This window comes from Gordonia jinghuaiqii (genome assembly GCF_014041935.1).
Taxonomy (GTDB): Bacteria; Actinomycetota; Actinomycetes; order Mycobacteriales; family Mycobacteriaceae; genus Gordonia; species Gordonia jinghuaiqii.
The window spans coordinates 387,863-411,610 of record NZ_CP059491.1; the positions used below are offsets into that span (position 1 = coordinate 387,863).

General features: G+C 65.2%; 21 protein-coding genes and 4 pseudogenes. 7 read left to right on the forward strand and 18 right to left on the reverse strand.

Features of this window, described 5'->3' with window-relative positions; all coding sequences use genetic code 11:
* Positions 1–36: 36 nt before the first annotated feature.
* The gene (locus H1R19_RS01600; RefSeq protein WP_219850387.1) at positions 37–993 is read left to right on the forward strand and encodes a DMT family transporter; all 957 of its coding nucleotides are present in this window, start codon (positions 37–39) and stop codon (positions 991–993) included.
* 35 nt (positions 994–1,028) lie between these two features.
* On the opposite strand, the gene H1R19_RS01605 is transcribed toward H1R19_RS01600, so the two are convergent.
* Positions 1,029–2,774, reverse strand: a complete 1,746-nt coding sequence (locus tag H1R19_RS01605; RefSeq protein ID WP_219850388.1) for a DUF3556 domain-containing protein — start codon at positions 2,772–2,774, stop codon at positions 1,029–1,031.
* Between the two features lie 362 nt (positions 2,775–3,136).
* On the opposite strand from H1R19_RS01605, the pseudogene H1R19_RS23435 reads away from it, so the two are divergent.
* From H1R19_RS23435 to H1R19_RS01615, 3 genes and pseudogenes are all read left to right on the forward strand, one after another.
* Positions 3,137–3,202 (forward strand): annotated as a pseudogene (locus tag H1R19_RS23435) (SWIM zinc finger family protein); the annotation flags it as partial.
* 98 nt (positions 3,203–3,300) lie between these two features.
* Positions 3,301–3,507: pseudogene (locus H1R19_RS01610) on the forward strand (hypothetical protein); the annotation flags it as partial.
* Between the two features lie 120 nt (positions 3,508–3,627).
* Positions 3,628–4,611, forward strand: a complete 984-nt coding sequence (locus H1R19_RS01615; protein ID WP_188330914.1) for a hypothetical protein — start codon at positions 3,628–3,630, stop codon at positions 4,609–4,611.
* 181 nt (positions 4,612–4,792) lie between these two features.
* Here the strand turns inward: H1R19_RS01615 and H1R19_RS01620 are convergent, their stop codons facing one another.
* Together H1R19_RS01620 and H1R19_RS01625 are read right to left on the reverse strand one after the other, a co-directional pair.
* Positions 4,793–5,863 (reverse strand): HNH endonuclease, encoded by a 1,071-nt coding sequence (locus tag H1R19_RS01620; protein ID WP_219850389.1) that lies wholly within the window; start codon positions 5,861–5,863, stop codon positions 4,793–4,795.
* Positions 5,864–5,925: 62 nt separating this feature from the next.
* The gene (locus H1R19_RS01625) at positions 5,926–7,194 is read right to left on the reverse strand and encodes a vWA domain-containing protein (RefSeq protein ID WP_219850390.1); all 1,269 of its coding nucleotides are present in this window, start codon (positions 7,192–7,194) and stop codon (positions 5,926–5,928) included.
* Between the two features lie 148 nt (positions 7,195–7,342).
* Between H1R19_RS01625 and H1R19_RS01630 the strand changes: the two genes are divergently transcribed.
* The gene (locus H1R19_RS01630; protein WP_188330917.1) at positions 7,343–8,080 is read left to right on the forward strand and encodes an NUDIX hydrolase; all 738 of its coding nucleotides are present in this window, start codon (positions 7,343–7,345) and stop codon (positions 8,078–8,080) included.
* Positions 8,081–8,099: 19 nt separating this feature from the next.
* Here H1R19_RS01630 and H1R19_RS01635 read toward each other — a convergent pair whose 3' ends face one another.
* The gene (locus tag H1R19_RS01635; RefSeq protein ID WP_219850391.1) at positions 8,100–8,321 is read right to left on the reverse strand and encodes an amphi-Trp domain-containing protein; all 222 of its coding nucleotides are present in this window, start codon (positions 8,319–8,321) and stop codon (positions 8,100–8,102) included.
* A 313-nt stretch (positions 8,322–8,634) separates the two neighbouring features.
* Here H1R19_RS01635 and H1R19_RS23115 point away from each other — a divergent pair, with 313 nt between their 5' ends.
* Entirely contained in the window at positions 8,635–8,838 is a 204-nt protein-coding gene (locus H1R19_RS23115; RefSeq protein WP_244970831.1) for a calcium-binding protein, read from the forward strand.
* Between the two features lie 91 nt (positions 8,839–8,929).
* Here H1R19_RS23115 and H1R19_RS01645 read toward each other — a convergent pair whose 3' ends face one another.
* The 11 genes and pseudogenes from H1R19_RS01645 to H1R19_RS01685 all read right to left on the reverse strand — a co-directional run.
* Positions 8,930–10,702 (reverse strand): penicillin-binding transpeptidase domain-containing protein, encoded by a 1,773-nt coding sequence (locus H1R19_RS01645; protein WP_219851496.1) that lies wholly within the window; start codon positions 10,700–10,702, stop codon positions 8,930–8,932.
* A gap of 101 nt (positions 10,703–10,803) precedes the next feature.
* Complete coding sequence (locus H1R19_RS01650; RefSeq protein ID WP_244970832.1) at positions 10,804–11,733, reverse strand: serine hydrolase; 930 nt, start codon at positions 11,731–11,733, stop codon at positions 10,804–10,806.
* Complete coding sequence (locus H1R19_RS23120; protein ID WP_244970833.1) at positions 11,730–11,900, reverse strand: hypothetical protein; 171 nt, start codon at positions 11,898–11,900, stop codon at positions 11,730–11,732. The genes H1R19_RS01650 and H1R19_RS23120 overlap by 4 nt, the downstream gene beginning before the upstream one ends.
* Positions 11,897–12,610: a LysR family transcriptional regulator gene (locus H1R19_RS01655; RefSeq protein WP_219850394.1), complete on the reverse strand. Its 714-nt coding sequence runs from the start codon at positions 12,608–12,610 to the stop codon at positions 11,897–11,899. Before H1R19_RS01655 ends, H1R19_RS23120 begins: the two co-directional genes overlap by 4 nt.
* A 122-nt stretch (positions 12,611–12,732) precedes the next feature.
* Entirely contained in the window at positions 12,733–13,341 is a 609-nt protein-coding gene (locus H1R19_RS01660) for an HD domain-containing protein (protein WP_188330922.1), read from the reverse strand.
* A gap of 292 nt (positions 13,342–13,633) precedes the next feature.
* Positions 13,634–14,134 carry an LpqN/LpqT family lipoprotein gene (locus tag H1R19_RS01665; protein WP_188330923.1) on the reverse strand — a complete coding sequence of 167 codons (501 nt, stop codon included), beginning with the start codon at positions 14,132–14,134 and terminating at the stop codon, positions 13,634–13,636.
* Positions 14,135–14,169: 35 nt separating this feature from the next.
* Positions 14,170–14,658 (reverse strand): hypothetical protein, encoded by a 489-nt coding sequence (locus tag H1R19_RS23125; RefSeq protein ID WP_244970835.1) that lies wholly within the window; start codon positions 14,656–14,658, stop codon positions 14,170–14,172.
* The gene (locus tag H1R19_RS23130) at positions 14,628–15,467 is read right to left on the reverse strand and encodes a hypothetical protein (RefSeq protein ID WP_244970836.1); all 840 of its coding nucleotides are present in this window, start codon (positions 15,465–15,467) and stop codon (positions 14,628–14,630) included. The genes H1R19_RS23125 and H1R19_RS23130 overlap by 31 nt, the downstream gene beginning before the upstream one ends.
* Positions 15,464–15,817, reverse strand: a complete 354-nt coding sequence (locus tag H1R19_RS01675) for a hypothetical protein (protein WP_219850395.1) — start codon at positions 15,815–15,817, stop codon at positions 15,464–15,466. The genes H1R19_RS23130 and H1R19_RS01675 overlap by 4 nt, the downstream gene beginning before the upstream one ends.
* Positions 15,818–15,928: 111 nt before the next feature.
* Positions 15,929–16,429, reverse strand: a pseudogene (locus H1R19_RS01680) (proton-conducting transporter transmembrane domain-containing protein); the annotation flags it as partial.
* 1 nt (position 16,430) lies between these two features.
* Positions 16,431–16,622: pseudogene (locus H1R19_RS01685) on the reverse strand (serine hydrolase); the annotation flags it as partial.
* Positions 16,623–16,862: 240 nt separating this feature from the next.
* Here H1R19_RS01685 and H1R19_RS01690 point away from each other — a divergent pair.
* Complete coding sequence (locus H1R19_RS01690) at positions 16,863–18,107, forward strand: HNH endonuclease (RefSeq protein ID WP_219850396.1); 1,245 nt, start codon at positions 16,863–16,865, stop codon at positions 18,105–18,107.
* Between the two features lie 202 nt (positions 18,108–18,309).
* On the opposite strand, the gene nuoN is transcribed toward H1R19_RS01690, so the two are convergent.
* From nuoN to nuoL, 3 genes are read right to left on the reverse strand one after another with little or no spacing between them, the layout of a single operon-like run.
* Positions 18,310–20,118: an NADH-quinone oxidoreductase subunit NuoN gene (gene nuoN / locus H1R19_RS01695; RefSeq protein ID WP_219850397.1), complete on the reverse strand. Its 1,809-nt coding sequence runs from the start codon at positions 20,116–20,118 to the stop codon at positions 18,310–18,312.
* Positions 20,115–21,836: an NADH-quinone oxidoreductase subunit M gene (locus H1R19_RS01700; protein WP_372632611.1), complete on the reverse strand. Its 1,722-nt coding sequence runs from the start codon at positions 21,834–21,836 to the stop codon at positions 20,115–20,117. Before H1R19_RS01700 ends, nuoN begins: the two co-directional genes overlap by 4 nt.
* Positions 21,833–23,746 carry an NADH-quinone oxidoreductase subunit L gene (gene nuoL, locus H1R19_RS01705; protein ID WP_219850398.1) on the reverse strand — a complete coding sequence of 638 codons (1,914 nt, stop codon included), beginning with the start codon at positions 23,744–23,746 and terminating at the stop codon, positions 21,833–21,835. The genes H1R19_RS01700 and nuoL overlap by 4 nt, the downstream gene beginning before the upstream one ends.
* Positions 23,747–23,748: the final 2 nt, after the last annotated feature.

Genomic DNA, 23,748 nt, shown 5'->3' on the forward strand with positions numbered 1-23,748 from the left:
ATGACAAACACTACACCGATCGGTAAGGTCGGTCGCATGCGGACTTCACAGATCGGTATACCGGAGCGGTGGCTGACCGTCGTGATGTCGGCAGTATTCGTGGTCTGTTGGTCGTCGGGCTTCATCGGCGCCAAACTCGGTGCGGCGGAAGCGTCGGTGCTCACCATCCTCATGTGGCGGTTTCTCGTCATCGCCATCGTGCTCGGCGGTGTGATCGGGGTGATGTGGCGACGGCAGCAGGTTCCGTCGATGACCCGCGGGCAGTTCGGCCTGCAGCTCGTCATCGGCGTGCTGTCGCAGTGCGGCTACACGGTGACGGTGTACTGGGCGATCTCACTGGGGGTGAGCACCGGCACCACGGCGCTCATCGACGGCGTGCAGCCGCTCGTGGTCGCCGCGCTCGCGGGACCCCTGCTCGGTGCGGTCACGCACGGAAAGCAGTGGCTGGGCCTCGCGGTGGGCGCGGCCGGTGTCGTGCTGGTGACGTGGTCGGATGCCACATCGTCGGCCGGAGCGCCCTGGTGGGCCTACCTGGTGCCGCTGCTCGGCATGGCGAGCCTGGTGGTCGCGACGTTCCTGGAGCGACGTGTGACCGACGCCCCGCCGCCGACGGTGATCCTCACCATCCACTGCGGTGCCTCCGCGGTGATCTTCACCGCGGCAAGCGTTGCCGCCGGTGTCGCGGTGCCACCCGCGGCGGGCGCATTCTGGTTGTCGATCGCGTGGCTGACGGTTCTGTCAACGCTCGGAGGATATGGGCTGTATTGGGTGTTGCTCCGACGGTCAGGCGTCACCTCGGTGAACTCGCTGATGTTCCTGATGCCTCCGGTGACCGCGGTGTGGGGTACGGCGATGTACGGCGAACCGTTCACCTGGGCTACGGCTCTCGGTCTCGCCATGGCATGCGGTGCGACGTGGGTGGTGAATCGTGAGGCAGCGCCGCCGGATGCGACGCCGTCGATCTCGAAGGAGCGGGTCGTCGCCGCGCCCTGAGCCGACTCGGCCCTGAGGCCGACGGCTGGTCGATCTCACAGGCAGCCGGGATCTCGGCCGTCGGTGCGCCACGTCACGGTCACCGGAACCTCGTCGTCCCAGGGTTGGCGGGTGACGAGGTCGGCGACCCGGACGAATCCGCGCTCGAACTCTCCGACCGCCGGGTCGATCAACCGGTACTGCTGTGTCTGGCGATGGATCGGCTGAGCGTCGAGTAGGACGATGCGTACCTCGCCGGGCTCGAAATGGCAACGGCTCTGCAGGGATTCGATGAGCTGCTCATTCGAGAGGTGCCCGTCGCCGAAGTTCCAGCCCATCGCGGTGCTGCAGATGCGCTCGCCGTCGGTCAGGACGTACTGGTTCTCGGGAACGCCCGACATCGCCCTGTGCGCCAGCGTGAACAGTGCCCGGCCGTGACTGTTGAACGAGCGGAACGCATATCCCATGAACAGCGGGATCTGAGCGGCTTCGGGGCTGCCGTAGAACCGTTCGAGTTGCGCGGCGGGCATCGAGGCGATGGCCACGATGCCCTGCTCGATCTTCGCCGACGCCGACGGCTTGATGCACCAGAGCCCGGTGTCCCAGTTGCCGGCGTAGTACCGCATGCCGGGCAGGAACGACACCTTGCGCGGGAACAGATTTCCGATGACGACGGTCGTGGCCGACACCGCGAACAGCACGACGGGCCAAGGTGATTCGAGGTCGGCCAGCCCGATGCCGGGATGCCCGACGAAGACGGCGAGGATGCCGAACATCATGAAGACATTCCACTCCAGCGGCACGCCCATCGGGATCGACGAGAGGATCCCGAAGTGGAAGACGAGCATGATCGCCGCGGCGATGCCGCCGACCCATCCGCCGTGCGAGAAGAACAGCACGATGGGTACGAGTCCTTCCACGGCGGTGGAGACGTGGGCGATCCATCGTGAACGACGCCCTGGGCGCAGGTCGTCGGGGAAGTTCTCGAAGAACTTGCGTTTGATCTTCGGGGACCGCCAGATCGGGTTGTTCGACATCATCGTCGCGATGACGAAGGGAAAGTGCCGGTTCAACTTCGACGTCGCGGCTCCCAGCCAGATGCACAGGAACATCAGCTTGGCGGCGATGATCATGTCGACGCCGGTGAACAGGAACGTCACGGTGAGCGCGCCGTACACCTCGCCGCGGGCGGCGAGGAAGATCGTCTTGTCGCGCAGGCCGACTGCGGCGAGCAGGCCGAGGATCGTCCAGATCTGCCAGACCGGCAGGACGCCGACGGTGGTGTCGAGTTCAGGGATCGCACCCGACCCGGGACTGAACAGGGCGATCAGCACGACGACGATCAGCGCGCCGTAGAGCGCGACGTCGACGGGACCTCGGGAATCACCTGCGGTCAGCGGGATGCGCGGCCACGGTGGTTGCCGGATCGTCTTCGGCCGTAGCCAGTACAGGATCGAACCCATCGGCGGGAAGAACCGATTGTTGAGCGGTCCGAACCCGCATCCGAGGCCGACGACCTCGAACAGCATCGTGTACAACACGACCTTCTGGAAGACGATCGGTTCGTTGTACCAGGCGGTGACGTCGAAGATGCCGTCGATACCGGGCGTCGTGATGACGACCGCCCACCCGATGAGGATGAATGCGACGATCTTGCCGACGTAGAACAGGTGCAAAGCCACCGGCGTGCCGAATCCGACCTCGGCCCAGTGCTGCGCCATCGGCCGGATCTTCTCCGCGCGCGTGCCCTGACTCCAGGTGGGGAAGTCGATCTCCGGGGTGGTCTGTTTGAGGAATCCCATCGTCGGTGAACGTAACAAACCAAGCGATTGCTTGGGCCGGATTCGGGGGCACTCCCCGCACCCTGTGGACAACCCCGACCCACCCAGAACTCGGTGGACATCACCCACCCCCTGTCACCGGCCTGGCCTAGCCTCGTCGTGGGGCCCTGTTCGATCACCTTTCCCCAGCGGAGCTCTTTCTGCTGTCCGGCTTCGACCCCGGCGCGATCGAACGTGGCGCCATCTATGCAGGGCAGCGCCGTGTGGTGGTGACGGGCTGGGACCCGAACCGCTTGCATGCTGTCGCGATCTGCCGCGGTTCTGAGCCGACTCCGTACTCCGTCCAGGCGAGCTTCGCCGACAACGGCGGTGCTCACCTTGTCGTGCAGGACACGGACTGCACGTGCCCCGTTGGTTATCGGTGCAAGCACGGCGTCGCGCTGGTGCTGACGGTGAGCCGGTCGGGTCACCTGCGGAGGGCGCAGCACAGTGCGCCACCCGCGTCGTTGCCGTGGCGCACCGTGCTCGGTGATCTCGTCGGCCGTCCGACCGTGCGCACCGTATCGGGCAGACTCGCCCGGTCACGGTCTACCGGCTGGTGTCGGCGAACACGATCGAGGAGAAGGTGGTTGCGCTGCAGGAACGTAAGCGGGAGTTGTTCAACGCGGTGATCGATGATGGTGACCTCTTCGGTGCCGCGATCAGTGCCGACGACATCCGGGAGTTGCTCGGCGGAACCCCAACCGGTTCCTGAGTCGGCACCCGCCCGTCGTAGGCCGCAACCACCGCCGGCCGTGACCGAGCCCGCCGCCTGGCGCGGGCTGACCAGCGCAGAACAGACCTCCACGTCGATGCATCGTGCTGTACTGGATGAATGGTCCAGCTCATCGCGATAGCCGTCTTTGTGGTGGTGGTCGTGGTGGCGCTGGTGCTGCTGGTGTCGATGGCTGCCGGCGCGTTCTCCGCCATGTTCAGCGGTATGAGGAGCGACTTCCTGCGTCGGCGGTCCACTCGGGAAGGCAAGCGACCCGATACGTCCGCTGAGCCCGAAACCGCCCAGTCACCGACCGACGTCCTCGGGGATCTCGCCGACGTGATGCGCGTAGCCCAGTCCCGACGATGGTCGTCGTGCCGATCGATCCAGACGCACATCGAGGAATCGGAGGCTGAGTCCGACAAGCCGGTCGAGGGGACCAGCGGGTACGTCGTGATGGCATTCGACCTGTGGACCGGAAGGTCGTTCGACGACCGAGCCGGCGGACCCGACGACCCGGTCCAGGTTCGCGCCGAACGTCGATTTCGGCTCGGTCGCGGCGATCGTAAGGAGCTCGAGAGGTTCGGCAAGGACCAGGTCGGACAGATCGCCCTGACCACGGCACTCGTCGCCGAGCGCATCAGCCGCTACCCGGCCTGGCAACTCGACTTCTTCGACCGGCATGGAGTCCGCGTCGACCTCGTCGGTGAGGTCACCGCCCTCGCGACCGCGGCGGCCGCACTCCGTGACCAACTCGCCATCCTCGGCGACACGCCGGAAGGGCACCTCGGCGCCGACGACGAGGTCATCGCCACCTTCGTCGAGAAGTCCCGGCTGCTGTCCACGCGCCTCGACGGGCTGGTTCGACGGTTGGAGGCCTTTGCTGACTACGGGCAGATCGTCGAGAGGATCCAGCGGCGTCGCGAGAAGCAGGACTGGCTCGACCGAGTCAGCGCGATCGACGAGTTCGAGCACGTCGTCGACGCGGAGTGGGATCGTGCCGAAGGCGATCGCTTGCGGAACATGGCCGACGAATCAGACGTGCTCGCCTCCATCTACCTGGATGAGATTGCGCCACTGGCGAAGTCGCTGAGGCAGAGCTGATACCGGTTGTATTCGTCCACCGCTCGCCCGCGATCAGCGTCAAGGGGTGGTCGTAGAGAAGGTGTTCGGTGCTGTGACACAGCGCGCTCGATGCGTGGAATGCGAGGTGCCGAATGCGGGGGTGTGGAGTGCGGGGCACCGAGAGTGATGCTGTGTACGGGTCTCGGCTCGTCGGTGATGACTAGGTGAACCAGTTGATGTCGGCGCGCGAGAGCACCGAGATGTCGTTGCGGCCCTGCCAGATCGGGGCGTTGGACGGTTGTGTCGCGTACAGTCCGTGTCCCGCGGCGACGACCCGGCCGTATTGGCTCGGCCAATTGATCTCCGCGGCGACGGCGTCGAGTGTCGGTTGTCCACGATCCAGGGCACGTCGGACATGGGCGGGTGCTGGCAGTCGGTCGGACTTGTCGGTGTTGCACGCCCGGCACGCCAGAACGAGATTGGTGAGTCCGTCGATGCCGACCCGCGACCAGGGGAGTACGTGGTCGACGTGTCGGCGGCCACCGCCGACTGTGGTGTCGCAGTAGAAGCACGACGACCCGAACCGATCTTCGAGCGCGTCGCCGGCCCGTTGCAGCGACACCCTGTCGGCGCCGAACAAGTGGTGTGCCAGGTCTGGCCCGTCGTCGAGGACGGCTTTGTTCATCCGCCGGACATCGTCAGCCCATGCCAGTTGGAATGTCGGCTTCAGCAGCGGTGCCAGACGTGCGAGAGTGACGCAGACGCCGGGGAACAGAGTGAGCTTGCTGCCGTGCTCAGCGATCACCTTGAGTGAGTCGGTTCCCATCCAGGAGTCGTCGTAGAGGAAGCGCTCGTTGATGTCGCCAGAAGTCAGATTCTGCAACAACTTCAGCGGATACCTCACGAGAGTTCGCTTCACAGTCCTGTGTGCCTCCTGGTAGGCCTCGGAGTTCCGCGACATGACAATGTCGAAGCCGGGGAGGCGTGGTGTCGCCACCGCTGGTCGCAAACCGGCGACGGCAGCGAAGATGACACCTCGACCATCTGTGGACTGGCGCAGCTGATGGCCGTCGAGTGGGCGCAGCTGTCGCCAGTAGAGCTCGATGACGCGGTCGGTGAGCTCGTCGAGATCGATGTCGACTTCGGCGTCGGGGTCGTCGGGGACCGACTCGATGGCGAGGTCGAGCAGCGCCATCAGTACGGCCAGCTTGTATGTTGCCGTCCGGCGCCCGCCTTCGATGATGGCGACGAGCTTCTGGCCGAGGGTCAGCGGGTCTACGGGCAGCGGCACGAGCAAAGTCTACGACCGAGCCGGCCGTCGAATGTGCCGGACACCAGGGGCCGCCGCGGCGTTCAGTCCCGACGACCACGCTTGCGGTTGGCTCGGTGATATGACGCTCGCATCTCCTTCGACGCGAACTCACTACCGAGTGCGCCTGCGTTGATGCCGAGTTCGTCGAGTGCGTTGATCTCGTCGGTGATGGCGCCACGGTCTTCGGGCAGCGCTGTCTCCATGGCGAACTTCAACTTGTCTCGGGACCGCGCGAGGTGGATCGTGCCGCTGTCGATGTCTCCCGACTCGTAGGCGCGCGAGGCTTTCAGCTTGTGTTGTTGGCCTTCCTGATACAGCTTCTCCGAGTGAACCCTCGGGTTGCAGACGCGTCCGGCGGCTTCGTCTCCGGGGACCACGTTGACCGAGATCGGCAGCGTCACCGTGTGCTCGGTGAGCGTTGCAGTCTCGACGTAGCGCAGCTCCAGCGTGGCCAACTGGGTCAGGCCGAGTGTCGCCATCGCAGCGACCTTCATGCGCAGCAGTAGTTTTCGGCACTCTAGTGCGTGGAGATCGCCGAGCTCGATCATCACTTCGCCGTCACCGGTCTGGTGGGCGGGTAGATCGTTGTACAGCGTGAGTTCCTGAACGCGCTGGTCGTAGTGGACTGTCAGTGTGATCGCTTGCGCAGCCTTGGTCAGGAGTCCGTCGACCTCGCCCGCGATAGCAGCACCCGCGGCGTCCGGGTTGTCGGCGAAGACGTGGTTCCCGTTGCCGGCGCGCGACATTGCCGATAGGAGGGTCTCGTCGTAGCCGCGGCCGTAGCCGAGGGTCGACGTGACAATGCCTTGGGATGCGGCCTGGGTTGTGATCCCGGCGAGTTCGTCGGCGTCCCGGATGCCACTGTTGACGTGACCGTCGCTGATGACCAGGACTGTGCCGCCGCGGATTCCGGCGGTCCGACCTGCGCGTCGTAGTTCCTGCAGGCCGCGCAGGTAGCCGGACGACAAGTCGGTGCGCCCGCCGGTGTCGATGTCGGTGATCGCGTCGAGGGCGTGCTGCTTGTCGGTCAGCACGGCTGCCGGCAGAGCGACCTGAGCGGTGTCGTCGAAGGTGACGATGCCGAAGACATCGTTTGGATCGAGTGCGGCAACAACCCCGGACAGTGCCTTCTTCGCGCCGTCGAGGGGTGCCCCGGACATGGACCCGCTGCGGTCCAGAACCACCTGCAAGGCGGACGGGGGCCGGTCGGTTGCCGGTGCCTCCGGCGCCTGGAGTTCGACGAGCACCGTCACCTCCTCGGCGGTTTCCAGAGCGACGACATCGACATCGAGTAGGGCAGAGGGCTTCATGGTGGCTCCTTCAGACGGTTGGCTGCTGCCGACACGGCGCCCGGTGGGCAATCGCCGACGAGGCGTTGATCGGAGAGGGGAGACGCGCAAGACCTTTGCGCGAATATGCGCTTAGAACTTTGCGCGTTGTGTCGCATAGTGTCAAGGGGTGGCTTCGGAATCCTCTGATCGGCTGACTGACTATCCGCGACCGAACGTCGCTGTGGACATCGCGGTGCTGACCGTGGTGGCCGGCGCTTTGCGCGTCGTTGTGCAGCGCGATATCGCCACGGGTCGCGCGGCGCTGCCGGGACGGTTCGTACGTGAGCGGCGCAGTACGGACGAGACGGTGCGCGAGGTCCTCGAACTGAAGCTGGGGCTCTCGCCCGACCACGTTCGGCCGCATCTGTTGGCGGTCTTCAGTGATCCAGACCGAGATCCCCGTGGGTGGACGATCTCGATCGCGCATGTCGTCGCGCTGCCTGCCGACGAACTCGGTGGGGTGGTCGGAGAGCTTGCCGAGGTGACCCCGGAGGGCCGACTCGCGTCAGGAGAACGGTTGCTCTATGACCATGACGCGATTCTTGCAGCAGCCACTGACAATCTGCGCGACCGCTACGAAGACCGGCCCGATCCGGACAACCTTCTGCGACCGCCGTACACCCTCACCGAACTGCGTGAGCTGCACGAGGCGATCCTGGGGCGCAGACTCATGCGGGATTCGTTCAACCGGCGGGTGCAACCGCTGCTCTCGCCGCGGATCGACCGTGCCGGTAATCCGCAGACACGTGTAGCGGGCGGGCGGCCGGCCAAACTGTTCGCCAAACAGGCCGCCCCGACAACGACCTTCGGATGGCGGTTGCCGACAGCCGGGGACAAAGGGAGGCCCCGCAAGGGGAGTGAGTGAAGAGCCGGTTCGCCGGCGGCTACCAGGAGATCTCGATCTCGATCTCGGACTTCTCGCCGCGTTCGAACTCTACTTTCAGCTTCACCTGGGCCGGGATGTCGATCCGGATGGTCTTGTTGTTCTCGACGTAGGACACCTCGTTGTGGCGGGCGATCGCATCGGCGAGGTCGTGCAGCCGCTGTGCCGCCTCTTCGCGGGTCAGCGTGGTCTTGGTCTCGTGCTCGAACAGTTCGTCACCCATCCGTCCATCTGAGCCCATGGACACCGAACGGTCAAGTATGGGCACGGGGCCGTCGAGCTCGGTATCGGGTTCGACGAGCCTCGTGCGGTACTCCCGTCTCGGTTCGTCTGAACGGACGATCAATCGCGATCCGTTGTCGGCGAGTGCTTCTGGGCCATACCGTCGATTCCGATCAGTACATGTCACCACTGAGGAAGCGAGTCGAGAATGCGTGTACGGAGATTGTTGGCCGTCCACCTCGACACCCGCACCACCGCCGCGACCCGCGACGACCACCACGCGGCAAGTGTCGATCATGCCCGATGTCGTGTGCATGAACTTGCAGGCGGCGCAGAACGCCATCCAGGCCGCCGGGGTGTTCTTTTCGCGCAGCACCGATGCGAGCGGTGAGGGACGATCGCAGCTCGTGGACAGCAACTGGGTCGTCGTGGCTCAGACACCCGGTCCCAGTACACCGTTCGACGAGGGGGAAGCAGTCCTCTCGGCTGTCAAGATCGGTGAGCCGAGCCCCTGCTAGCGGCTCGACATTGCGGCTGAGAACATGGCTTCGAGCGGTTCGCTCGCTGTGACAGAGGCACGGCTGATTCCGGTGGTCGCGACCGCGCAGGTCAATTGGTCAGCGGGCGCAGGAACTCGCCCGTGACCTGCACGGCCGGACCCGACGATCCGCCCCCGACAACCAGAGTGGCAAAGGCGAGGTCACCGGTGATGCCGGCGAACCAGCCGTGCGGGTTCTTGTTGTCGCCGTACTCGGCGGTGCCGGTCTTGCCGCCGAGGCCGGGCACGTCGCGCAGTGCTGTTGCGGTGCCGCGAGTGACGGTGTCGCGCATCATGCTCCGTAGGGCGCGGGTGACGTTGTCGGGGATCGGTTGTGGCTCGGTGTCACCGGTGGTGGGCTCACCGGTGACGAGTGTGGGTGTCACCGTCTCGCCGCGCGCCAGACTGGCCTCGGCCAACGCCAACCCGAACGGACTGACCGTCACCGTCCCCTGGCCGATGCCGTTCTCCACGCGCAGAGCGGGAGTGTCGGCGGGCGGCACGGACCCGGTGACGGTCGTGAGACCGGGGATCACGTAGTCGGCGCCGATTCCGAAGCTGCGTGCCATCGACGTCAACGCCTCCGGCGGCAACTTGTTGGCCAGCGCACCCATCGTGGTGTTGCACGAGCGGGCAAACGCGGTCGGCAACGCGACTGTACCCAGGTCGAAACCGTCCTCGTTGGGGATCGTCCGGCCTTCGATCGTCGCCCGTCCGGGACAGTTCACCGTGGAATCCGGCTGCACCACAGATGATTTCAGCGCGGCGGCGGTGGTTATCGTCTTGAAGGTCGATCCCGGCGGGTACAGGCCGGTGAGCGCGGCCGGTCCGGACTTGTCCGCGGCGTCGTTCTGCGCGACCGCGACGATCCCGCCGGTCGACGGTCGGATGGCCACGATCATGGCGGGGCGTCGTTCGCCGTCGACCGCCTTCTGTGCCTGCGTCTGGATGTCACGATCGAGCGACGTCTGGATGGGTGCGGTCGGTTGCGTTTGTGCGGAATCGACGAGATGGGTCGGTGTGCCGTCTGCGTCGACGATCTGCATCGACCAGCCGGCGGTCGCGTCGATTCTCTTCCGCCAGATCTCCTCGAGCCCGGACATGGCGGGGGAGTGGAGCTGCTTGGTGGCGCTGAGCAATGCGCCCTGTTCCGTCACGCTGACGCCGGGGATGGCCTTGACCCGCTGTTCGACGCGCTCGAGGTCGGGTTCGCGCAAGCGGATCGCCGTCTGCTGGGCGGCGTTGTTGCCGTCGAAGAGCGCCCGGATGCTGGCGGCGGTCATCGAGGACTCCACGGGCTTGAGTGCGCGGGCGAGAGCCTCGGCCGAGTTGAGCTGTGCGCGTTGCAGATTTATCAGTGACACGGCTTGCCATGTCATGAGTGGACGGTCGCTGGCGTCGTTCACCGGCGTCCGATAGGCGCGATCGTCGCTGTAGGAGAACGACTCGCCGGCCTGTAACTGCCGATGCAGAACCGTGGGCCGCCATCGCACACGCCATCCGGCGTCGGTGTCGACGAGTTCGGCCGCGGTCTGATATTCGACGGTGCTGCCGCGGATCTGCCACCGATGGTCGAGGGTTGCGCTGACCTCCTTGTCATCGACGAGGTCGCCGGTGACGGACAGCTTCGGGGTGCGGCCCACTCCGTCGAACATCGCGGTGATCGCTGTGCGGGCGGCGGCAGGGTCGTCGGTGAGATCGGCGGCGGCCACGGCGTCGCCGCCCTGCAGCTTCTCCGCGAACGACCGTAGGGCGTCCTCCGGAGAGTCCGAACGCAGGAAGCACCCGGACAGTGTCCCGATGAGTACCGCACACAGACCCAGGATCGCCAGCCGCCGTCGCATATCGAGCACACAACCGGTCATGGGGCGAAGATGCAAGGTCGCGCCGCGCACTGGGGCGATAGCAAACTACTATCGGCGCATGTCAGAGGACACACTCTGCGTCAATCCCGGGGATCGCGGAGTTCGGTGACGATGACGCGGGCGGCGAGTCCGATGGCTCGGTCCACCTCGGGGAGAGCCATCTCCGACCGTGCGCTGGTGGTGAAGACCGCCACCGAAACCGGGTGCTCGCCGGGGAACTCCACGACGCCGATCTCGTTGCGGATCGCGACGAGGGTGCCGGTCTTGCCTGCCACCGACACGTTCCGCCACGGGAAGCCCGACGCCAGCCGGCCGGTGAAGATCTGCTTGCGCATGGTCTGCCGAATGAAGTCGCACATCGATGGTGAGGCGGCGCGGTCCTGCCAGACGGCGGCGAGCATTGCGGTGCAGTCCCGGGGCGTCGATGCGCTGGAGTACGCGGCATCGTAGGCGGTGACGGCGCTATCGAGGTCAGGGTCGGTGAGGGCGGCAAACGCTTCTTGTACTGTGCTCGCGCCGGTTTCGCGTCGAAGACGATCATGGAGTTCGGCGACACCGCCGACAATTCGTGTCTCGGTGAGACCCAGTTCGGCGAGATCGTCGAGGACAGTGTCCAATCCGATCTCGGTGAGGAGGACGTCGGCGGCCACGTTGTCGGAGACGGTCATCATCGAGGTGGCGAGGTCGCGCCGGCTCAGGGTGATCGGATCGTGCAGCGCTGCCAGTCCGGTGGGTCCGTCGGCCCACAGCGTCGGGTCGACGGTGACGGTGGCCGACAGGTCGATATCTCCGCGATCTGCTTTGCGGCACAACGAGATCAGCACCGCCAGCTTGTAGACGGACGCGAGCACGACGGGTGCATCGGCATCGAAGTCGTATTCGGTGCCCGACGGTCCCAACGAACGCGCGTGTATCCAACCGGAACACCCTGCGTCGTTGAAGATCTCGACGACCTTCTGGTCCAGCGATCGACGGACGGTCTGGGCGATGGTCGTCGAATCGTCGGTCACGAGCGTGCCTTGGCGAACTTCCACAGCTCGTCGGTGACGAGCTCGGCGATCGGTGCCATCTCGGGTGCGCGGAACACGACGCGCAGTCGCAGCGCGGTGGCGTCCCGCGACAGCGACAGGCATCGCACCTCGTCCAGCCCGGCGAGGCGATCCGGGTCGGCGGTCACGGTGAATGCCGCACCGCCGGCGACACGTGCGACGGCTTCGTCGGGCGAGGAGACCGGGAGGGTCTGCGGACCGAGGCCTGCCTCTCCCAGGAGGTCGAGTAGTTGGTCGTAGGCGGGAGGATTGGCTGCCCGCGGTGGATGCACAACTCGAGTCCGGCGAGCTGACGCAGACGGGGGCGGGCCGCGGTGGCCACCGGATGCGCAGCGGGCACGACGACGCTGCGACGAAGCATGACGATCGGGCCGGTCTGCAGTGTCCCCGTCACGCACGGAACATCGACGATGGCCAGGTCGAGAGCGCCTCCGCTCACCTGCTCGACGAGACTCACCGCGGATGCGCTGACCATGTCCTGGCCAGGCGCGGCGCCGGCAAGACGGCCGGCGACCTTCGCGGTCACGGTGGTCCCGGCCAGTGACACCGTGCCCCAGCGCAACACCTCGGTCTGCTCGCGGAGTCGACGGGCCTCGCCGAGGAACCGTGCGGCGTCGGCGAGGAGCAGGCGGGCGCGGGGGAGGAGGTCGCGGCCGGCGTCGGTGAGTTCGGCACCGCGCGACGTGCGACGGATCAGTGGGGTGCCGAGCTCATTTTCGAGGCGACGCAATCCCTGCGAGACCGGTGGTTGCGTCATCTCGAGTCGTGCGGCCGCTTCACCGAAATGGCCTTCCTCGGCGACGGCGACGAAGAACTGCAGGTGCCTGAGAAGATCCACGGGTTCCAGGATGGCACTAGTGCTCCGCCCACCCCCCCGCACAGCCACCGATGGACATGTCGACAGCGCGGGCCCGGGTTCATATCATCGTTGTCGCCGGTTACGGCAGGAGCGAGGACCCGCTACCTGCGATCTTCAGCCGGCTGAAGGGCCTGAAGTTCGGCTTCGAGGTTGCGGCGGGCTCGCAACTCCCAATTCTTGTGTCCGAACTCGGTGTGAAACAGGCGCTCGTGGAGCAGTAAACGCTCGAGTATCTGCCTCCGTCCTGCGCAGTAGAGGCTGTCCTCGAAACGAGAGTACTCGTCTCTGACGTCGGCGCAGTATTTGGAGTACTGTGGCGGATCGCTTGCCAGTATCGACAAGTCGGCGTCGCAGAGTGCTGACGCGTTCAGGTCGGCGAGTGTGATGTTGTGATCTGCTGTGGCACGAACCAGCCGTGCGACTTCCGTCGCGCACGGTCGGCCCGTCAACATCTTCTCGGCAAGAACCGCGGACCGTTCCTCGTTGTCGGGTGCCCCGATTTCGTATATCGCATCGTGGAACCAAGCCGCGAGTGTCACGGCTTCGTCGTCGAACATGGTGCCTGCAGATCGCAACGTGTCCAGTGCGGACAATACAGTGCTTAGATGGTCGAGATCGTGGTAACGACGGTGTGGTTCAAGCCATCTGGAGACGAGGCGTTCTCGTTCGTCTTCGATGAGATAGGGCGTTCGGAGCGACACGTCAAGCATGGAACTCGCCCTTAGGGAGTCGCGGTCGCGCGGACGATGGCCAGCCTTCTGGGGGCGTTGTTACCGTCCAGTTGTCCGGTACTCGGCTGAAGTCCATCCACCGGCCGTGCCCGAGGTACAACGAATACGCCTCCTCGTCAGGAAAGTTCCCCATCCGGATGTAGATGGCGGTACCTGCCGCGTGGCCGACATACCACGAGCGGTCCTCTGGATCCGCTACGAAATCGATGCGTGCGGAGAGTGCTTGCTCGAGATCGGTGACAACGGAGTTTCGGTTGACCAATTTTCCTCCTCAGTCGTCGAATCGAACTGAACTCACCGCATCGATGAGTGTGGACCATGTGGAGATGTCCTGGGAAACCGTTGTGCCGGTGCATTGCAGGAGATACGCAACATTTGCACGCTGGTATACCTCGTATTTGTTCACCGTGTACAACCAGCGCCCAGCCGAGTCGCGATAATTACCTGCCTGGACGCTTGCGCCTTGGGTTCGCGACGTGATCGGGTACCGATCGGCGCGTTGTTCGCTCCAGCCGGCGAGTGACCGTGCCTCGACGAAGGCGTGGTCGAACAAGTCGTTGACATCAACTGTCGAGTCGACGATAAACCTGGTCAGCACGATGGCCACGTTGTCTTTGAAATCGGGCTCGATACCCTGAACTGCCGTGAACAGGACGTACATCCCCAATTGAGAACCAGACGGGTCGGGTCGGAACCCGGCGGGTTCGATGTCCAGCCGAACGTCACCAGCAACAGTTCGTGGATCGGTCACGCGGGCGTGGGACACAGCCATTCGATGAAGACGCTCGTAGAGGGACCACTCGTTACTCAATCGAACCAACCGCCTATCTGCTTCCCGAAGCTACCGCCGATTATCCCGCCGGCAACGCCGCCGACCACCGCGCCGATTCCGATACCCACCGGACCGCCGAAGGTGCCGGCCAACGCGCCGTACTCGGCTCCTGCCCAGGCGCCGCCGACAGCGCCGATGCCGCTACCTGCGGCCTCAGGAACGCTCGCTTCGCCTGAACTCACCTTGTCGTAGCCGTTGTACACCTCGAAGGCTAGTGCAGCGGGGAGGGCGACTTTCGCAGCCATCCTGGTTGCGGTGCCTCCGAAATGTTCGGGCGCGACTTCCACTGGCCCTGCTCTTGGAGAAGCTCTGGACTCGACCTCCTCGAGGTTCGGTAAGACCGGCTTGTCCGGGTCGATCCCCAAGCTGGTGTTCACTGAGCCTCGACTGGTTGACGAGGATCGAATGATGTCTTCGAGTGCTTGCTCTCGCGTCATCCCATACTTCTGGGACTTGTGTTCCACGAGCTGCTCCATCGTCTTGTTCGGCTCGGTACGGAAAAGTTCCGCTGCACGCACCTGATCAGCCATGAGGGTCCTGGCTTGGTGCGAATCTCGTTCCGGAGTTCTTGAGCAATGAGGGCCCGCTGTTCCGTGGGCATGTCGGACTTCGCCAAGGTGTCGTTCAACACCCTGAGTCGCTTCTCCGCCTCCGCGTAATAGTTGCGGGTCTCCGCATCCGTCAGCGATGCATCGGGATAGTTCGGTAACCCCAGAGAGGCAATTCCGAAAACCCCGGCGTAGGTTCCGTCGAAGGCGCCAGGCGGGATCAACTCCGGCTTCAGCTCGCCATCCGAGGCCCTGATTGCCACCGCCAAGTCATCATCGGCAGCTTCAGCATTGATCAGAAGTTGATTCACGCGGAGCTGGAGAGCGATTCGGTTGCCTTCTCTTTTCTCAATATCCTCCTTCGACATCACTGTCTGAAGGGTCGATTCAACGGTTCCGTCGTCGTCGATGGCGAAGTGATCAATGAATGCATCGATACGAATCTTTGCGAGTACTTCTTTGATCGTTTCGATGTTCTGCGCAGCCGCCCGCGCCGCGTGGGCGATGGCCGAAACCTGGTTGCCATGAACGTCGAAGTCGACCCGCGTCCGTCCTACTGATCGCCTGGCTGCGGCCGCGGCATCTCCGTCCCACGTGGAGAAGGTGTCGAGATTCTTGAGGTTGGAGGATTGGGCGCTGCAGTGATCGGCTTGGTCTGCGCAGACACGGAACACCGCCTCGATGTCTGCGACATTCCAGCGGTCGATGTCGGCGATCGAGATCACAGATTGAGGAGACGACGTTCATCACCATCGTCAGGGCTCGTTGGCGTGGCATTTCGCGCGTTCAACCACGCGCCGGCTTCAGTGTCGTGCGCATCGAAGGAGTCAGCGGCGGTGACGAACCCCGACGCATTCGCACCGAGCCTGGCCGTCACAGTCTGAGCAGAGGCTTGCAGGGTATCCAATTTCTCGGCGAGCGCTCTGGCTGAGGCGCCCACCCAGCCACTCTCGGTTGCCTCGGCCACCCGGCGCAAGCCCCGGTCGAAGGTGTGAGAGGTCTCCACATGCCAACTACCGAGTTGATGGCCGCCGTACCGCAACTCGACGAGATCAACCGATACCTTGTCGCTCACAATCCCCCCGATGCTGGTGCGTTCCTCACTAAAGACTGAGCCCGAAGTGATCATAGGCACTCGCGACAGCGCTTGGAGCGGCGACGCACTTCCTGTGGATGAGTTGCACACTCATGTCGGATGGCCTCGACGATTCAGGGTTTCGGCATAGGTCGGGCGGAGGAACCACGCCGCGGCGTCGGCGAGATCCAACAGCGGTTGCGGGAAGACGCCGAGCACCACTGTGGCCAACGTGCACAGTGCAATGCCCGACGTCGTGAGGATGCTGGGCTTCACCACGTGCGGCGCGGCGTGGACGGGGACCTCGTCGAAGAACATGGCCACGATGATGCGGATGTAGACGTAGGCCGCGATCGCGCTGCTGATCACACCGACCACCACCAGCACGCCACCGCCGCTACCGGCCACGGCGGCGAAGACGTCGAACTTCGCGATGAAGCCACTGGTCAGCGGAATCCCCGCGAAAGACAGCAGGTAGACCGCGAACATGGCCCCCACCAACGGGTATCGCCGTCCCAGCCCGGACCACTGCGTGAGATCGGTTGCCTCGCGCCCGCTGAGATGTGGGTTGCGGACTCCTGCGGTGGAACCCCGGATCGCCGTGGTGCGCGCGGCCGGTTTCGCGTCGGAGACGATCATGGAGTTCGGCGACCCCGCCGACAATTCGTGTCTCGGTGAGACCCAGTTCGGCGAGATCGTCGATCACGGTGTCCAGCCCGATCTCGGTGAGGAGGACGTCGGCGGCGACGTTGTCGGAGACGGTCATCATCGAGGTGGCGAGGTCGCGCCGGCTCAGGGTGACCGGCTTCTGCTGCTTGCCGGCGGTGGCCCGATGGAGTGATTTCTGACTTTCTTTCTCCGATTTGATTGAGCGGAGCGCGCTCAGGTTCGGACGTTTTCGTGGTGCAGTTGTGAACTACGGTGACAAAATGGGTGAGCGGGAAGGAAATCAGACCGCGGGAACGAAGTCGAGATATGCTGTCAGTCAGTGGATTACGCACGAACCGGGGTGGCGGTCGCCAGGATGTTCGAGTAGCTTGGTGTCATGCCAGATCTCAGCCATCTTCTCGACTCTCTCATCGAGTTGGAATTGCCCGCGGACGACTTCACCGGTCGCGCGACGTGCGTCGAGCTGGACGCATTGCGGTTGATGCGCAACGCGATCGATCACCAGATAATCACGCGCGCAGCGGAACTCGAACGACTCCGCGTTGCTGAACGTAGTCATTCCACACTGTCGAGACTGTTGATCGAGATGGGATTCGCACCCGCCGTCGCCGCACGGATCGTGCGGAGCGTCGACGGACTGGGTCGGTTGCCGAAGGTCGCCGGTCACGCCGCCGACGGACGATTCTCGGCCGAGATCGTCGACGCCATTGTCCGCGGCGTCACGCACATCGATAAACGTTCTCCCGCTCAGCTTTCCGACGACGAGATATCGGCCTTCGAGACCGAACTCCTCACCCAGGCGCTGTCGGGTGCCACGCCCGCCGAAGTCAAGGCGCAAGCACACACGTTGGGCAATATCGTCGCCGAGGCCGACGGTGGCATCCCTGCCGCCGAGGACCGCTCACTCAACAGCGTCTCTCACACCCTCACCGACGACGGTCGCGTCGAGATTGCTGCCGACGTCACCAAGGTCATCGGCGAGAAGTTCATCGCCATGATCGACGAACGCTCCACACCCCGACCCGAACCCGACGGCGCCGATGACCGACGCAGCACCGGGGAGCGTCTCGCCGATGCCTTCGAACAGATCCTCGACGATGCCGCCATCGGCGCCACGGTTTCCACCGCCGGTGCGCCACGCACCCAGCTGATCCTGACCATCCCCGCCGACGCCACAGACATGAGCGCGTTGCCGTGGACCGGGATCATCACCGATGCCACCGCGAGAGCGCTCTCCTGTGACGGGACTCTGACCGAAGTGATCATCGACGGCGACACCGTGCCGCTGCAGATGGGACATGAGAAACGGATCTTCCCGCCTCACCTTCGGAAGGCTGTCGTCATCCGGGACGGGTGTTGCATCAAATGTGGTGCGCCCCCGTCACATACGCAGGTGCACCATCTGCGGCATTGGGCCGACGACGGGGAAACGTCCCTGGACAACGGATGTCTGCTCTGCCAGCGTTGCCACACCCAGGTCCACCACAACGGCTGGGACGTCGTCCTGGGTTTCGACCGCCACCCCTGGCTGATCCCGCCCGTTGAGATCGACCCACAACGAAGGCCGCTGCCCGCCTACAACCGCCGCACCATGCGACTCGACGACGACGCCGCCGCCTGACCACCACCCCGATCTTGGGGCAGTTGCGCCGCATACCGGAGACGACTGCCCTGACAGCAGGCGGTCCGAAACGTCGGACCGTGCACGAACATTGACAACTCCATGGTGTGTACCTCCTCGGGAGCTGCGGGCCTCTCGAAGGGCGCCCACCGAGCGCCACCCGGCTTCGGCCCGGCTCAACTCGCCTCCACAAGAGGGCCCATCAGCGGAGGAACGACGCCGCGGCGTCGGCGAGATCCAACAGCGGTTGCGGGAAGACGCCGAGCACCACTGTGGCCAACGTGCACAGTGCAATGCCCGACGTCGTGAGGATGCTGGGCTTCACCACGTGCGGCGCGGCGTGGACGGGGACCTCGTCGAAGAACATGGCCACGATGATGCGGATGTAGACGTAGGCCGCGATTGCGCTGCTGATCACACCGACCACCACCAGCACGCCACCGCCGCTACCGGCCACGGCGGCGAAGACGTCGAACTTCGCGATGAAGCCACTGGTCAGGGGTATCCCCGCGAAAGACAGCAGGTAGACCGCGAACATGGCCCCCACCAACGGGTATCGTCGTCCCAGCCCGGACCACTGCGTGAGATCGGTTGCCTCGCGCCCGCTGAGATGTGGGTTGCGGACTGCTGCGGTGGAACCCTGGATCGCCGTGGTGCGCGCGGAAGTCTGCGCGGAAACCGACGCGGAAACCGTGGTGTCCGTATCGGGTTCGCGGATCACCGCGACCGTGGCGAACGCGCCGAGCGTGGTGAAGGCGTAGGCGGCGAGGTAGAACAGTGTCGCGCCGAGGCCTGCGGCGTCGAACGCGATGACGCCGAGCAGGATGAAGCCGGTATGCGCGATCGAGGAGTACGCGAGCATGCGTTTGACGTCGTTCTGCGTCACCGCCATCACCGATGCGATCACCATCGACGCGATCGCCACCGCCCAGAGTGCTGGTTCCCAGTCATCGCGCAGGGCGTCGAAGCCGACGTAGAAGACGCGCAACAGTGCACCGAAAGCGGCGACCTTGGTGGCGGCGGCCATGAAAGCGGTGACCGGCGTCGGAGATCCCTGGTACACATCGGGAATCCACGAATGGAAGGGCACCGCACCAACCTTGAACAGCAACCCCACCGCCAGCAGGCCCAGGCCGAGCAGGGCGAGTGTGGTGTCCCCACCGGTGTCGGCGGCCTCGGTGATCGACGCGCCGATGGTCGAGAGGTTCAGCGAACCCGTTGCGCCGTAGACGAAGGCGGCTCCGAACAGGAAGAACGCCGACGAGAAGGATCCCAGCAGGAAGTACTTGAGTGAGGCCTCCTGCGAGATCAGCCGCCGACGCCGTGCCAGGCCGCACAAGAGGTAGAGCGGAAGCGAGAACACCTCCAGCGCAACGAACATGGTGAGCAGGTCACCGCAGGCGGGGAACAGCATCATTCCGCCGATCGCCAGCAGGGTGAGCGGGAAGACCTCGGTGGTGACCGCGCCGGCTCGGGTGGCCTCGAACTCGGCGTCGGTGTTCGGCACCGACGCCCCGGACGGGGTGAACATGTCGGCGTCGACGCCACCGCCGTTGAATCCGGTGCGCCCGGACTGATCGTCGCCGGCACCGCCACCGCCACCGGAACCGGCGTGCGCACGAAGGGAGACCGGTGCGACGACCCGTTCGAGGCGACGTTCCGCCATGAGGCCCACACCGATGAGACCGATGACGAGCAGCAGGCCCTGGAGGTAGAGCGTCGGGCGGTCCATCACGACGGCCCCCGAGACCGCGAACTGCCCGTTCGCGCCGTCCGCGGTCTGTGCCACGGCGACGGTGATCAGGGCGGCCGACGCGACGACCAGACCGCCCAGCGAGAGACCCAGTTGCAGCGGGTAGCGCAGCCTGCGTGGGGCGAACGCCTCGACGAGGACGCCGACGACACCCACACCGAACACGATGAGCATCGGTGACAGCGCGGCATATTCGACGCTGGGGGTCTCGAGCGCGGCGAGGGTGGTCGTGCCGGGGGTGAGCGTCGTCGGGGTCATCGGTGGCCCTCCGCTTCGGTGCCGGCTGTCGGTGTGTCCGCGATCGGTGTGGCCCCGTGCTGCCCGTCCTCGTGTTCGCCGTCCCCGTGTTCTTCGCGGCCGGGGAGTTTCTCGGCGGCAGGGACGGTGATGGTGTTGTCCACCGCGGGTGCGGGATCGGTGACACCGACGGTGGTGAGGGTGCTCTGGACGGCGGGGTCGATCAGGTCGATCATCGGTTTGGGATACACCCCGAGCACGATGAGCAGCGCGATGAGCGGCGCCACCACCGCCAGCTCGCGGCCGCTGAGGTCGCGCATCGACGACGAGCGGACGTCGCTGAGCTTCGGCGGTCCGCCGAACATGCGCTGGTAGGTCCACAGGATGTAGATCGCCGAGAGGACCAGGGCCGATGACGCGATGACCGCGGCGATCGGGTACCGGGTGAATGTGCCGATGAGGACGAGGAACTCGCTGATGAACGGCGCGAGACCCGGCAACGACAGCGTGGCGAGTCCGGCGACGAGGAAGGTACCGGCCAGGACCGGTGCCACTTTCTGGACGCCGCCGTAGTCGGCGATCAGCCTGCTGCCCCGTCGCGACACCAGGAAACCGGCGAGAAGGAACAGTGCGGCCGTGGAGATCCCGTGGTTGACCATGTACAGCGCCGAACCGGTCTGGCCTTGGTTCGTCAGCGCGAAGATGCCGAGAATGATGAAACCGAAGTGGGAGATCGACGTGTAGGCGATCAGTCGCATCACATCGGTCTGGCCGATCGCGAGGATGGCGCCGTAGACGATGCTGACGACCGCGAGCGCACAGATCAGCGGTGCGAAGTACTGCGAGGCGTCGGGGAACAGCTGCAGGCAGAACCGCAGCATCGCGAAGGTGCCGACTTTGTCGATCACCGCCATCATCAACACCGCCGATGTCGGGGTGGCCGCGACAGCGGCGTCGGGCAACCATGAATGCAGGGGCCACAGTGGTGCTTTGACCGCGAAGGCGAACATGAAGCCGAGGAACAGCAGTTTGGCGAGGCCGGTGGAGTCGTCGATCTGCCCGCTGGACACCGCGGCCACGATGTCCTGCAGAGCGAAGGTTCCGGCCCCGTCGGCGCTGACGCCGTTCTGCGCGGTCACGACGTACAGTCCGACGACGGCTGCGAGCAGGAGAAGACCGCCGAAGAGGTTGTACAGCAGGAACTTCACCGCGGCGCCCGAGCGGTTGGGCCCGTTGCCGAATCCACCGATGAGGAAGTACATCGGGATGAGCATCGCCTCGAAGAAGATGTAGAACAGCAGAACGTCGAGTGCGACAAAGCTCATCAGCACCATGCCCTCGGTGGCGAGGAACAGTGCCAGGTAGATGTGCGGTCCCTTCTGCGCGCGACCACCCGATCGGTCCAGCGACCCGGAGGTGTCGGCGTCGTGCCAACCCGCCAGCAACAACAACGGCAGCAATGCGGCGGTCAGCAGGATGAGCACCAGTCCGATGCCGTCGAGCCCGAGGGCGTACCGGGTGCCGAGAGCCGGTATCCAGCTGAGGTCTTCGACGAACTGGTAGCGCTCACCTGCCGGGTCGAAGCCGATGGTGAGTCCGACGGCGAGGACGAGCACACCCACGGACACCGCGAACGCGAACCACTTGGCGGCCGCGGGACGGTTCGCGGGGACCGCCAGGACCAGCGCCGCGCCGACGGCGGGTGCGAGCCAGAGGATTGTCAACCAGGGGACGCTCACAGCGCGTTCACCGCCATCACGAGCGCGACGATCACGGTGGTGCCCGCGAACATCGACAGCGCATAGGACCGCACATAGCCGTTCTGCCAGCCACGTATCCGACGCGACGTGCGGGTGACCGCTTCGCCGATGCCACTGGTCAGGCCGTCGACGCCGTCGGTCTCGACGGCGACGAGTCCGGCGGTCACCCGTTGACCGGGACGCATGAGGAGCTCTTCGTTCACCGCATCGCCGTACAGATCTCGACGGGCGGCGGCGGTGAGCACCGAGACATCCTCCGGCGCGACGACCGGCAACGGCCGCGTCGCGTACTGCCGGTAGGCGACGCCGACGCCGATGGCGACCACCACCAGGATGATCGCCGTCATCGCCCACACCGGTATCAGGTGGTGCGCAGTATGTTCTCCCACAACAGGTTCGAGCCAGGTCTCGAGGGAACCCCCGATGGCGAGGAGGCCGCCCGAGGCGACCGATCCCACCGCGATGAGAACCATCGGGCCGGTCATGACCCCGGGGGATTCGTGCGGATGAGGGGCCGGGCCGCTGGTGCCGTCATGCCAGCGCTTCTCGCCGAAGAAGGTCAGAAGCATCACGCGCGTCATGTAGAACGCGGTGATGCCCGCACCGAGAAGGGCTGCGCCGCCGAGGATGAGGCCCTTGGCGCCACCGGAACCGAAGGCCGCTTCGATGATGTGATCCTTGGAGTAGAACCCCGCGAACGGCGGCACGCCGATGATCGCGAGGTATCCGACGCCGAAGGTGACGAACGTGATCGGCATCAGCGTTCGCAGGCCGCCGTACCGTCGCATGTCGGTCTCGTCGTTCATTCCGTGCATCACCGAGCCGGCACCGAGGAACAGTCCGGCTTTGAAGAATCCGTGGGTGAGCAGATGAAGGATGGCGAAGGCATAACCGGCGGGTCCGAGTCCGGCGGCGAGGACCATGTAACCGATCTGGCTCATCGTCGACGCGGCGAGTGCCTTCTTGATGTCGTCCTTGGCGCAGCCGATGATCGCGCCGAACAGCAGGGTCACCGCGCCGACCACGACGACACCCACCTGGGCGGCCGGCGCGAGGTCGAAGATGGGGCCGGACCGCACGATGAGGTAGACCCCGGCGGTCACCATCGTCGCCGCGTGGATCAGCGCCGACACCGGGGTCGGGCCCTCCATCGCATCCCCGAGCCACGACTGCAACGGCACCTGTGCCGACTTGCCGCACGCGGCGAGCAGAAGCATGAAACCCAGTGCGGTGAGGGTGGTCTCACCGGCCTGCGACGCACCGTCGAAGACCGCCGTGAACGACACCGCGCCGAAAGTGGCGAACATGATCATCAACGCGACGGCGAGCCCGATGTCGCCGACCCGGTTGACCACGAACGCCTTCTTGGCCGCGGTCGCCGCGGACGGTTTGTGCTGCCAGAACCCGATCAGCAGGTAGGACGCCAGGCCGACGCCCTCCCAGCCGAGGTAGAGACCGAGGTAGTTGTCAGCGAGGACCAGCACGAGCATCGCCGCGAGAAACAGGTTGAGATAGGCGAAGAACCGTCGACGATCGGGGTCGTCGGCCATGTAACCGATCGAGTAGACGTGGATCAGTGAGCCCACGCCGGTGATCAGCAGGACGAAGCACATGGAGAGTTGATCGAGGCGGAAACCGAAGTCCACCTGCAACTCTCCGACGGGTATCCAGCTGAATAGGGTGTCGGAGACGGCCCGGTCGTCGGCGGAGCGCGACACCATGGACGTGAACATGATCAGACCCACCGCGAATGACGCGACGGCAAGTCCGGTTCCGAGGAGGTGGCCCCACCGGTCCGTGGCGTGGCCCCCGAGGAGGAGGATCGCAGCACCCACGAGGGGCAGTGCGGGGATCAACCAGAGCAGTGACGCAGTCAGTTCGGCGCTCACCA